Origin of the sequence: Ahrensia kielensis DSM 5890 (genome assembly GCF_000374465.1) — a bacterium.
GTDB classification, from domain to species: domain Bacteria; phylum Pseudomonadota; class Alphaproteobacteria; order Rhizobiales; family Rhizobiaceae; genus Ahrensia; species Ahrensia kielensis.
Genome location: NZ_KB894529.1, coordinates 483803 through 496111, shown reverse-complemented (window position 1 = coordinate 496111; position 12309 = coordinate 483803). Strand labels below are relative to the sequence as shown.

11 protein-coding genes are annotated in these 12309 nt (G+C 47.8%); 10 read left to right on the top strand and 1 reads right to left on the bottom strand.

The window, feature by feature from the left end:
• Positions 1–11: 11 nt before the first annotated feature.
• Positions 12–797 (bottom strand): IclR family transcriptional regulator, encoded by a 786-nt coding sequence (locus C504_RS0108555; protein WP_018688918.1) that lies wholly within the window; start codon positions 795–797, stop codon positions 12–14.
• A 230-nt stretch (positions 798–1027) separates the two neighbouring features.
• On the opposite strand from C504_RS0108555, the gene C504_RS0108550 reads away from it, so the two are divergent.
• From C504_RS0108550 to tsaB, 10 genes are all read left to right on the top strand, one after another.
• The gene (locus C504_RS0108550; protein WP_018688917.1) at positions 1028–2266 is read left to right on the top strand and encodes an ABC transporter substrate-binding protein; all 1239 of its coding nucleotides are present in this window, start codon (positions 1028–1030) and stop codon (positions 2264–2266) included.
• Between the two features lie 126 nt (positions 2267–2392).
• A complete protein-coding gene (locus C504_RS0108545; RefSeq protein WP_018688916.1) occupies positions 2393–3334 on the top strand; it encodes a carbohydrate ABC transporter permease in 942 nt (313 codons plus the stop codon).
• 1 nt (position 3335) lies between these two features.
• Positions 3336–4187, top strand: coding sequence for a carbohydrate ABC transporter permease (locus C504_RS0108540; RefSeq protein ID WP_018688915.1), 852 nt, complete (start codon positions 3336–3338; stop codon positions 4185–4187).
• A 6-nt stretch (positions 4188–4193) separates the two neighbouring features.
• Positions 4194–6350: an alpha-galactosidase gene (locus tag C504_RS0108535; protein WP_018688914.1), complete on the top strand. Its 2157-nt coding sequence runs from the start codon at positions 4194–4196 to the stop codon at positions 6348–6350.
• A complete protein-coding gene (locus tag C504_RS0108530) occupies positions 6350–7117 on the top strand; it encodes an SDR family NAD(P)-dependent oxidoreductase (protein WP_018688913.1) in 768 nt (255 codons plus the stop codon). The genes C504_RS0108535 and C504_RS0108530 overlap by 1 nt, the downstream gene beginning before the upstream one ends.
• The gene (locus C504_RS0108525; protein WP_018688912.1) at positions 7117–8058 is read left to right on the top strand and encodes a 2-dehydro-3-deoxygalactonokinase; all 942 of its coding nucleotides are present in this window, start codon (positions 7117–7119) and stop codon (positions 8056–8058) included. The genes C504_RS0108530 and C504_RS0108525 overlap by 1 nt, the downstream gene beginning before the upstream one ends.
• A 14-nt stretch (positions 8059–8072) precedes the next feature.
• On the top strand, positions 8073–8711 hold the full coding sequence (locus C504_RS0108520; protein ID WP_018688911.1) for a 2-dehydro-3-deoxy-6-phosphogalactonate aldolase: 639 nt from the start codon (positions 8073–8075) through the stop codon (positions 8709–8711).
• 2 nt (positions 8712–8713) lie between these two features.
• Entirely contained in the window at positions 8714–9580 is an 867-nt protein-coding gene (locus C504_RS0108515; protein ID WP_041951612.1) for an SMP-30/gluconolactonase/LRE family protein, read from the top strand.
• Between the two features lie 17 nt (positions 9581–9597).
• On the top strand, positions 9598–11577 hold the full coding sequence (locus tag C504_RS0108510) for a beta-galactosidase (protein WP_018688909.1): 1980 nt from the start codon (positions 9598–9600) through the stop codon (positions 11575–11577).
• Between the two features lie 58 nt (positions 11578–11635).
• A complete protein-coding gene (gene tsaB / locus C504_RS0108505) occupies positions 11636–12307 on the top strand; it encodes a tRNA (adenosine(37)-N6)-threonylcarbamoyltransferase complex dimerization subunit type 1 TsaB (RefSeq protein ID WP_018688908.1) in 672 nt (223 codons plus the stop codon).
• Positions 12308–12309: the final 2 nt, after the last annotated feature.

Sequence of the window (12309 nt, the reverse complement as noted above, 5' to 3'; positions counted from 1 at the left end):
GCGAGGTTTTGTTAAGCTCGCGGCCCCAGTTTTATTGGTAATTCTTCCATGATGGCTTTAGCGACACTGCGAACATCCTCAGCCCATGATTCTAATTTTTCGATTGGTACACGGTAGCAAGGTGCCGTCACCGACAAGCCGCCAATCACGCTCAAATTATTTGTAAAGATCGGTGCTGCGACGCAGTGGATGCCCGGCTCATGTTCTTCGCGGTCATATGCGTTGCCAGAGGCACGAATCTGGTCAAGCTCGCTCATGAGTGCTTGCTCGCTCATCAATGTGGTCTCGGTGAACTGATTGAATGATATATTCGCTATGCGCGTTTTAAGTTCTGCGTTTGGCAAAACAGATAGTCCGGCTTTGCCAACGCCAGTGCAGTAACATGGCGATGAATTGCCCACTTGGCTATGCATACGTACGGCCTGTAGGGACTCAACCTTATCAAGATAGATAACCTCGATGCCTTTGAGGATGCCAAGGTGGACAGTTTCGCCTGTTCGCTCGTGCAGTGCTTTGAGGTGAGGTTCTGCAATCTCACGAAAACCGCTGCCACTCCATGCGCGGGCAGCAAATTTCAAAAGACGGAAGCCTAAAGAATAAGACTGGTCAGCATTTACCTCTAATAAGCCTTCTTCAATAAGGTTGGAAACTTGGCGGTGCAGGGTTCCACGGGGCTGATCAATATGTGCTGCAAGATCGCGAAACCGCATAGGTGTGTTGGATGCAGCCACAGCATCTAGAACGGCCACCGCTTTTCCAAGCGTACCGGTGTCATGATCATGTTTCCCGCTAGCCATGTGCCCCTCCAAACTCAATCAGCGTAGTTCTGCGTAACACTGAAGTCTTGACATTATGGCAGGTTTATTACATTAATTCAACATAGTCAAATAGAGTTCCACTATATGGAATAAGCGGCTAGTGCGAAATATCTTGCTTGTAATTTTTGGGCAGGGTGAAATTGGGGCCTGATGGCCGAAACGACATGCGTGATTGTCACGCTCATTATTCTTTTGGGAGGAAGTGTGAAATGAAATCTCTTTTTAAGTCCACAATCATAGGGGCGGCTGCAGTCGTTCTTATGGCGGGAACAGCATCTGCTGGCGATCTCGTGATCAACTTTGATGATCCGAATCCAGCGCCTAAGGCCGGCTTTGAAGCCGCTGTAGAAGCTTTCAAAAAAGCAAATCCAGATATCAATGTGACGGTCAATATCAATGACCGCGAAGCGCACAAAACGGCGATTCGTAACTTCTTATCTGCTGACGCTCCAGACGTAACATCATGGTATCCTGGTAACAGAATGGGCCCGTTTGTTGATGCTGGTCAGTTCGAAGATATTTCGGAGCTTTGGGCATCTGACGCAAATCTTTCAACTTCATTTGAAGCGATTAAGCCAACAATGACACGTGATGGCAAGCAGTGGGGCGTTCCTTACTCTTATTATCAGTGGGGTATTTATTACCGTAAAGATATCTTTGAAAAGAATAACGTTTCTGAGCCAAAAACATGGGACGAACTCCTGACTGCCTGTGATTCGCTCAAAGAGGCAGGTGTTACTCCTTTCACAATCGGAACAAAGTTCCTTTGGACAGCTGCTGGCGTGTTTGACTATTTGAACCTTCGCACGAACGGATATGACGTTCACAACGACCTGACTGCCGGTAAAGTGAAGTATACAGATCCGCGCATCAAAGAAACATTTGCAAACTGGCAGACAATGTTAGAGCGCTGTTCATTCGTTGATAATCACGCGACGATGTCATGGCAGGATGCTGTTGCACCATTCGCTAAGGGTGAAGCGGCAATGTATGTGATGGGCAACTTTGCGGTTGCAGCGTTTAAAGACGCGGGCCTTACAGATGATCAGATCGACTATTTCCAGTTTCCGGAAATCACACCCGGTCTTGCTCGTGCCGAAGAAGCGCCAGCGGATGCATTCTTTATTCCTGCAAATGCAAAGAACAAAGAAGATGCAAAGAAATTCCTATCCTTCATAGCGCAGCCTGAGGTTCAAGCTGAGTGGAACAAGACAATCGGTCAATTGCCGCCGAACTCTAAATCAGCGATTGCTGATGATAAGTTCATCCAAAAAGGCTTTGAAGCAGTGTCAACAGCCTCGGGCCTTGCGCAGTTCTTTGACCGCGATGCGCCAGCTGAAATGGCGAAAGTCGGCATGGAAGGCTTCCAGGAATTCATGGTTAAGCCAGACCGTTTGGACGCAATTCTCGAGCGTCTCGATAAAACTCAAGAGCGCGTTTATAAATAATCGCATTTCAAACTTTAAGGCGGACTCTATTTGGAGCCCGCCTTTATTGCCAAAATACTAAACGATGCAGCGCAGTCATAATGCGCCAAAATATTTGGCCGAAGAACGGATCATGTGGGAGGGTTCATGTCTAGTGTTGAAAGCTTAGACGATGCGAGCGTAGTTACCGCAGTCGATAATCGCAGTTGGTACAAAAAAAACCGTTTGGCGATTGCGCCTTGGTTGTTTCTGACCCCTGCAATTTTGTTTTTCCTTGTTTATGTGATCCTGCCAATTTTCCAATCTATTTGGATTTCATTTCATGACTGGGACGGTCTTGGAGAGGCGACTTGGGTTGGCCTTGCTAACTATGTCGAGCTGCTCGATGATGACCGTTTTTATACGTCGTTATGGAACAACCTTTTATGGCTTTTCCTCTTTTTGTTAGCCGTACCTGCCGGTCTGTTCATCGCTTTATTCTTAAACCAAACTGTGTTTGGTATGCGGCTTTATAAGTCGTTATTCTTTTTCCCATTCGTAATATCGCAAGTTGTTGTAGGCCTCATTTTCACATGGTTCTACAATCCCAATTTCGGCATCATTGCTGAAATTTGGAATTGGTTTGGCGCATCGCCGCCCTCTATATTGGGTGATGAGCGATATGTGACTTATGGCATTATTGTTGCAGGCCTCTGGCCGCAAATTGCCTATTGTATGATCTTGTACTTAACCGGTCTCAACAATGTTTCGCCAGATCAGGTCGAAGCTGGAAGGCTTGATGGTGCCAAAGGTTTGAAGATGCTTTGGTATGTGATTCTACCGCAGCTTTGGCCCGCGACGTTTCTTGCAATTGTCGTGACGGTTATCGGGGCGCTTCGTTCTTTCGACATGATTGCAATCATGACGCAGGGCGGCCCTTACGGCTCATCCAATGTTTTGTCTTATTTTATGTATGAGCAGGCATTATCAGAATATGGCTTCCGCATGGGCTATGGCTCAGCGATCGCCGTCGTGTTGTTCCTCATCATGCTTGTGTTCATTAGTTACTTCCTCTGGTCGATGTACCAAGAAGAAAAGGGAGGTCACTAAGATGTTCCCACGCCCTATAGAAAAATCATCTGTCGGTGTTCGAACTGCCTATAAAATCTTTCTGCCGATTGCCCTATTCATATGGTTGTTGCCGCTTCTGGCAATTTTCATGACTTCGGTGCGCTCGGCTGCGGATATCAATTCAGGCAACGTGTTTGGATGGCCTTCTAGTTTCCAAATTATAGATAATTATACTGCGGTCTTTACGCAGTCCGATGCATTCACCTATTTTCTAAACTCAATTAAAATTACATTGCCGACTGTTGCGATTTCCGTCGCGCTGGCATGTTTGGCTGGTTATGCTTTGGCAATATATCGCTTCAAAGCTGCTCTGCCGTTGTTCTTCATATTTATTGCAGGCAACTTTGTGCCGTTTCAAATTTTGATGGTGCCGGTGCGCCAGCTTTCTGTTGAAACGGGGCTTTACAATACGGTCACTGGGCTCGTGCTTTTCCATGCAGCGTTTCAAACGGGTTTTTGTACGCTCTTTATGCGTAACTTTATCAGAGCGCTGCCAATGGAGCTAATTGAGTCCGCGCGTATTGATGGTGTTGGTGAATTTAGAATTTTCTGGCACCTCGTTTTGCCGCTTGTCCGTCCAGCGATTGCAGCATTATCTGTTCTCGTTTTCACATTTATCTGGAACGACTTTTTCTGGGCGACAGTGCTGACAAACGGCGAGGCATCAAAGCCTATTACCGCTGGTGTGAGGGCGTTGAACGGCCAATTTGTGAGTCAATGGCATTTGGTTTCTGCAGCATCATTGCTTGCAGCCGTGCCGCCAGTTCTCATGTTTTTCCTGATGCAGAAACACTTTATCGCCGGCCTTACGCTCGGCGCGACAAAAGGCTAAATAAAATTGTCCAACTACGAGAATACACTTCGACTTGATGGCTGGTCTACAACGCTTGTTTTTGCATGGAATGATGGCATTCCTGTCGTTATCTACCACGGTGAAAAGCTGCAATCCGGCATTGATCTTGGTGTTTTAACGGACATTCATGCGCGTCCTTTCACGCATGCATCACTCGATGATAATTCCCCAATTAGCCTTCATCCAGAATTAGGACGCGGCTTCCTTGGTCATCCTGGGTTAATCGGGCACCGGGTCAAAAGTGATAAGCCAGGCTGGGCAGGACAGTTTGTTTTTGCGCGCCGTATTGACCGTGAACATGGTGTTACATTTGGCATGATAGATGCCGTGCGCGGCATGGAAATGGAGATCATTTGCGATCTTGATCCGGAAACCGATGTCACTGTTTTTTCTACAGAACTATTCAATGTAGGCGATTCTCCTGTGTCTGTTGACTGGCTATCAGCGCCGGTTGTTGTGCCTGCGCAGCAATATTCGCAACATCTGTCCTTTCATGGGCGTTGGTGTGCTGAATTTCAGATTGAGCGCCAACCGATTCCAATGGGATTAACAAAGCGCGAAAACAGGCGCGGGCGCACTTCGCACGAAGCATTTCCAGGCTTAATACTTCTCAATGCAAAAACGGATGATGAGTCTGGCCCATGTTTGGGCATGCATCTTGGTTGGAGTGGTAACCACCGCATTGTGCTTGAACGCTTATCGACAGGCGATGTTCAGGTTCAAATGGGTGCATTATTGTTTTCTGGCGAAGGCATGATTGAACCCAAGCAATCAATGAAAACGCCGAGCATTTATGTTGCGCATTCTTCTAACGGGCTAAATGCTCTCAGTCAGAAATTTCACCATCATGTGCGCAAGAACATTTTAAAATTTCCAGTGCCGGACAAGCCAAGACCGGTCACTGTGAACACGTGGGAAGCACTTTATTTCGATCATAATCACGACCGTCTATGTGCATTGGTTGATGCCGCCGCCGATATTGGCGCTGAACGTTTTGTGTTGGATGATGGTTGGTTCCGTGGCCGCAATGATGACACTTCAAGCCTTGGAGATTGGTATCCAGATGAAACCAAATATCCAAATGGTCTTGGTCCTTTAGCCGAATATGTCCAATCTAAAGGCTTGGATTTCGGCCTTTGGATTGAGCCGGAAATGATCAACGAAAAGTCTGAACTGTTTCAAAAACACCCAGATTGGGTGCTGGGCTTAAACTCATATCCAAACATGACAGGCCGCAACCAGCTGGTGTTGGATATCGCGAACCCGCTGGTGAGCGATTATATCTTTGAAACCATCGCGCCATTGATTGAAAATCATCAAATAAAATATCTCAAATGGGATATGAACCGCGATCTAGTTTTACCGGGCGATCAATCAGGGCGCGCCAATGTCTATAATCAGACCGGCGCATTATATGCTCTTATGGATCGTTTCTTAGAGGCTTTCCCAACGCTGGAAATCGAAAGCTGTGCTTCGGGCGGCGGCCGTGTTGATTACGGTGTTTTGGCGCATACGCATAGATTTTGGACATCGGACTCTAATGATTCTGTCGAACGCGCACGCATTCAGACAGGCTTTTCTCATTTCTTCCCACCAGAGGTAATGGGCGCGCATGTTGGCCCTGCATGGAGCCATACATCAGGACGCGGACTGCATGCGGGTTTTCGTGCGCTTGTTGCAAGCTACGGTCACATGGGAATTGAAGCAGATCTGACTAAAATGTCGGACGAAGATCGCGAAATTATGCGTGATGCCGTGACACGCCACAAACAAGATCGTGCGATTTGGCACACAGGAAAATTTTACCGTGTTCGCACCGTTGATGACGGGCTCATTGGCGCGTTGTCCGTGTCGGTTGCGCTCGATCAGGCACGTATGGTGTTGATGCAATTGGAGCGTCCGCGCTCAACAATTCCGCCAAGAATACGTGTTCCAGGCCTCAATAAAAGCGCGGTATATAAGGTTCGTATTCAAACAATGACCGAGCAAGTGAAAAAAGCCAATCGGTCATTCCCAAATCCGATTTTTAATGGTGGTTTTGAGTTAACAGGCGCTGCACTTGAAACTGTAGGCTTGGGTTTACCGTCGCTTTATGCTCAGACAGGCCTAGCAATATCAATTGAGCAAGTCGGAGAGCAATGATGTCCAATTTCCCTATATTCCCAGACTTGAAAGATGCTTCCGTTCTGATCACAGGCGGTGGTTCTGGTATCGGCGCGGCTTTAACAGAAGGCTTTGTTGCACAAGGCGCTAAAGTAGCTTTCGTCGATATAGCGGATACCGCAAGCCAAGCTCTATGTGCCAAACTTGAAGCGGCCTACGGTGCTAAACCGTTATACATCAAAGCCGACCTTTCTGATGAACTTGCCATTACAGATGCTGTGAACAAAGCGGTCAGCGCACATGGTCCAATTACTATATTGGTCAACAATGCTGCTTGGGATGATCGCCATGAAATCGCAGATGTAGACGCGGCATATTGGGATAAAAATATTGCCATCAATTTGCGCCATCAGTTCTTCGTGATTCAAGCGGTCGTTGAAGGAATGAAATCTGCGGGCGGCGGTTCAATCGTCAATTTCACATCCACATCCTATATGCTCAATATTGGCGATATGCCTGTTTATACCGCTGCAAAAGGCGGCGTTGTGGGGCTGACCAAAGGTCTTGCTGGCAAGCTTGGTCCTGACAATATACGTGTCAACGCTATTGCCCCTGGCTGGGTGATGACTGAGCGCCAAAAAGAGCTATGGGCAACACCCGAAAGTGTCGCTGAGAATACGGCTCAACAAAGCCTAAAGCACGAATTGCAGCCCCTTGAGATGGCTGGTCCTTGCTTGTTCTTGGCTTCTAAATCAGCAAGCGCGATTACCGCACAGGTACTTATCGCTGATGGTGGTATTTTGTGATGCAAAACCAAGCAGCCGTCATCGCTGTAGATTGGGGAACGTCGCATTTGCGAATGTGGCCGCTTGACCCATCTGGTAAAGCGCTTGATTGCCGTAAATCTGCTGATGGTATGCGCACGGTTGCAAAGAGCGATTTTGCTTCGGTGATGAATGGACATCTCAAAGAAATGGGATTGCCCGATGATGTGCCTGCGATCATGTGCGGAATGGTTGGCTCACGACAAGGTTGGCAGGAGGCACCATATGTAACCGTTCCCTGCCACATTGGTGATCCAGCATTAGGTGCTGTGAAGATCAACAACACATCGCGCGACATGCGTATTTTGCCCGGTATTGCAAATCGCAGCTTGGACAAAGCTGACGTGATGCGGTCTGAAGAAACGCAGCTGCTTGGTCTTAAAGAAAAAATGGGCAATGCGCTGACCGGTCTGGTTTGTATGCCGGGAACACATGCCAAATGGGTGCATGTTGAAGACGAACGCGTATTGGACTTTTTCACATCATTAAGCGGCGAGTTATTTGCGGCGCTAGGCGCTGCCTCTGTTCTCAAACACGCACTCGACGGTGCAAGTGGTTCTGTGGATGAGAATGGCGCAGCATTTATTGACGGTGTTCGGCAAAGTCTTGATGAGCCTGCAACGATACTCAATCGTTTGTTCTCGGTGCGCCCAAAAAGTCTATTACATGACTTAAATAATAATGAGGCTGCAGCGTTTATCTCAGGAACAATTATTGGTCAGGATATTGCTGGCGCAAAAGCGCGATTTGGTGACGCCAGTTCGGTGATACTTGTTGGGAGCGGACATCTAGGATCGCTTTACGCATCTGCACTCAAAATTGCTGAATTGCCTTCACAGATGGTCGACGGGGATGAGCTCGCCGTTGCAGGCCTAGCGCATGCTGCACGGCTGATTTGGCCAGATCGCTTTAACTTGAAATAACGGAGTGTATTGAAATGAGCGCGAACGTAACTGCCCAATGGCCGGACATGAAGCGTGGTTTGGTTGCCATTTTGCGCGGTGTCAAACCCGATGAAATAGAGCCGATTGCTGATGCGCTCATTGACGCTGGTTTTGCTTGTTTGGAAATTCCGTTAAACTCTCCTGATCCATTCAAATCCATTGAGAAGGTTGTCGCTAAACATGGCGATAAATGCCTCATTGGCGCAGGTACTGTGTTGACCGCTGACAATGTGGACCAATTAGCAGGAGCTGGCGGAAAACTGATGGTGTCTCCTAATATTGATGAAGCCGTCATGGAACGGTGTGCACATCATAAGATGGTAACAATGCCCGGCGTTTTTACGCCAACAGAAGCATTCAAAGCGATTAAATTTGGCGCTTCAGGGCTTAAGTTTTTCCCAGCCAGCGTGATCGGTGCAAGCGGGATAAAAGCCATGATGGCTGTGCTCCCAAAAGATTTGGCCATTGGCGCAGTTGGCGGTGTATCTGAGGTTGATTTTGCAGATTATGGCAATAATGGCATTTTAGTATTTGGCCTTGGCTCTTCAATATATAAGCCGGGCCTATCTGCAGATGAAATTAGCGCGCGCGCGATCAAAACCGTTGCCGCTTATGATGCGGTGTTTGGTTGATCATGGCTAATATCTCAATCCTATCTGAACATCGCTGTGCCTTAGGTGAAGGTCCATTTTATTGCACGCGTCGCAACACGCTTTTCTGGTTCGATATTCTTGGCAAAACGCGTCATCAACATGACTTTGCAACAGGTAAAAACAGTGCGGTTGCCTTGCCTGAAATGGCAAGCGCAATGGCTGTGCTTGATGATGAGAACGATCTGATCTTTACAGAGACGGGCCTTTGGAAGCGCAATAATGAAAGTGGCTTTCTAACGTCTATAGCGCCGATTGAAGCCGATAATAGCCTGACACGTTCCAACGATGCACGGGTGCATCCTTCCGGTGCATTTTGGCTGGGCACAATGGGCAAACAAGCGCAAAATAAAGCTGGTGCAATTTATCACTATAGAAATGGCAAGCTCACAAAGCTCTATGCCGATATCTCTATTCCTAATGCGATTTGTTTTTCGCCAGATGGTAGCAAAGCTTATTATACCGATACAATTGCGGCCAAACTGATGTGCGTGAGTGTCGATCCAGAAACAGGATTGCCTAATGGCGAGCCCTCAATTTTCCTCGATCATGGTGATAATGAGGGCGGGCTTGATGGTGCTATTGTTGATGCCGAAGGCAATATTTGGATCGCGCTTTGGGGCGCAAGCGTCATCAATTACTATTCTCCTGATGGTGTTTTGAAAGCTTCGCACGCCGTAGATGCAACACAACCAAGTTGTCCTGCATTTATTGGCGGCGGAAAAATTGCTGTAACAACTGCAATGGAAGGCATGGATGAAGCCGCAAAACAAAGCGATCCAAATGCGGGAAAAACATTCGTGCTAGATGTTGCCGCCGTGCCAAAATTCGACCCCCTTGTTACCATTTAGATTTCAGGAAACTGATCATGATGAACCCGCCCAAACAAACCATTGGCGTTTGCTATTATCCCGAACATTGGCCTGAAAGCAGGTGGGAAGAGGATGCGCGCCTTATGGTTGCCGCGGGAATAACACATGTGCGGATAGGTGAGTTTGCGTGGAGCAAGTTAGAGCCAAATCCCGGCGCTTATAATTTTGATTGGCTGGATAAGAGCTTTGACGTTTTGCACCGCCACGGTCTCAAGGTTGTTCTCGGTACGCCAACCGCCACACCGCCGAAATGGCTGGTTGACCGTATGCCCGATATGTTGGCGGTAGATGCTGATGGACAGATACGTGGGTTTGGTTCTCGCCGTCACTATTGTTTTTCGCATGAAGAATACCGGAAAGAATGCGCGCGCATAACAACCGAATTTGCAAAGCGTTATGGAAAACATTCAGCCCTGATCGCGTGGCAAACCGATAATGAATATGGCTGTCATGATACGGTCCTCAGTTATTCTGATGCCGCGCTTAAAGGTTTTCGCAACTGGCTGGCACAGAAATACCAATCGCCTGATGCGATGAATCGCGCTTGGGGCAATATTTTCTGGTCCATGGAATATCGCAGTTTCGATGAAGTTGAGTTGCCAAATCTTACGGTTACCGAGCCGAACCCTGCTCATGTGATGGATTTTAGGCGTTATTCATCAGACCAAGTAAAATCATTCAACAGGCTGCAAACGGATATCATTCGCAAACATTCTAACGCGCCTATCGGCCATAATTTCATGGGCTCCTACACTGATTTTGACCACTATGCCGTCAGTGAAGATTTGGATATCGCCACATGGGATAGCTACCCGATTGGATTTCTGGACCGTGATAGCTCTGATGATGAGAACAAAGCGCGCTACTTAGGCGTTGGTGATCCTGATTTGCAGGCGTTTCACCATGATCTTTATCGTGCTTGCGGTGAAGTTCGAAATGGCGCTGTTGATGGCCGTTGGTGGGTGATGGAGCAGCAGCCCGGTCCGGTAAATTGGGCACCCTATAATCCAGCGCCTTATCCGGGCGCTGTAGAGCTTTGGGCATGGGAAGCATTTGCGGCAGGGGCCGAGCTTGTAAGCTATTTCCGTTGGCGTCAGCCATCCTTTGCGCAAGAGCAAATGCATGAAGCGCTTTTGTTGCCCAATGGCGAGTTCAATGAAGGCTACCATGTTTGCGAAAAAGTATCCAAACTGCTCAAGCAAATGGATTCCAAAGCGCAGGTAGTCCGTGCCGACGTCGCGCTGGTGTTCGATTATGAAAGCCAGTGGGCTTGGGAAATTCAGCCGCAGGGCAAAGACTTTTCTTATATTGAATTGGTCATGCGTTATTATCGCGCTTTGCGCAGGCAGGGTATCAATGTCGATGTTATTCCGCCGACCAAAGAGGCGATCACAGGCCGCAAACTCATCATCATGCCCGGCATGTTCAATGTTTCAGAGGATTTCGCAGCAGCGCTTGAAAGCAGCAAGGCCGTAATTTTGGCGGGGCCGCGTACAGGCTCTAAGGACGAGAATTTCCAAATCGTTCAAGATTTGCCACCGGGCGCTCTACGCAAATTGATAAACATCAAAATTACCCGCGTCGAAAGCCGCCCGCATCATTCTCCAGTATTGTTGCAAGATGATCTGGCCTTTGAGGGATGGCGCGAATTTGTCGTGCCCGAGGCAAGCGTTTCTGCTTCTATGAAGTCCGAAGATGGTCATGATGCCATCTTTGAAAATGATCGAATGATTTATTTAGCAGGCCGCCCGAACGCTCCATTAGTCGATTATATTGTTACTGCCGCGTTGAATAAGGCGGAGGTTAAGACAACGCGTCTTCATAGAGATATAAGGGTGCGTGATAATAATAATGTTCGTTATATTTTTAACTATGGGCCTGAAACAGTAGATTGTAGTGAACTTATCGGCGATGCGCAGCTTGTTTTTGGCGCAGCATCTTTGGCACCGCGCAGTGTGACGGCTTATAAATTATAATTCCTATTCAGAGCCTCACAACTATTGTTGAGTTGGCAAAAGCGCTTTAATTAGGGCTATGACCATTCTTGCCATTGATACTTCTGCTCATATTTGTGCTGCTTGTCTGTATGACCCGCAGAGCCAAAAAATACTTGCGCAAAAAAGCGAAGATCTGGGGCGCGGCCATGCTGAACGCCTGCTTAGTCTTATCGATGAATGCTTTACACAAGCAGGGCTCACCCCAAGCGATTTGACGAAGATTGCAGTGAGTGTCGGGCCGGGGTCGTTCACTGGTATCAGGGTTGGTGTTGCCGCTGCGCGCGGATTGGCACTTGCTGTTGATGTTCCAGTAGTCGGAGTTTCAACGTTTAAATCCATTGCACATGATTATGTTGAGGGCGGCGCTTCGGGTGATTTTGCTGTTCTTATCAAAGGGGGCAGGAGCCAGATATTTGCGCAGAAATTTGTAGCATCCGGCGCTGAAGATGAAGCGCCTTTCATTATTGCAGATGCTAATGATCTTGAAGAATGCGCACCGCTAGAGCATTTGCAAAACCTTATTGGAAACGCCGCGGCAGAGTTTGATGCGGGCCATGCTGTGGCTGGTTTTGATGCGGCAACGGGCTCTATTCAGGCCTATGCCCTATTAGGTTCTACAAGCAATTTGCCGCCTAAACCAATTTATTTACGTTCTGCAGATGCCAAAATAAATGCAAATTTTGCACTGCCGCACGCCGCGGTATCTTGATT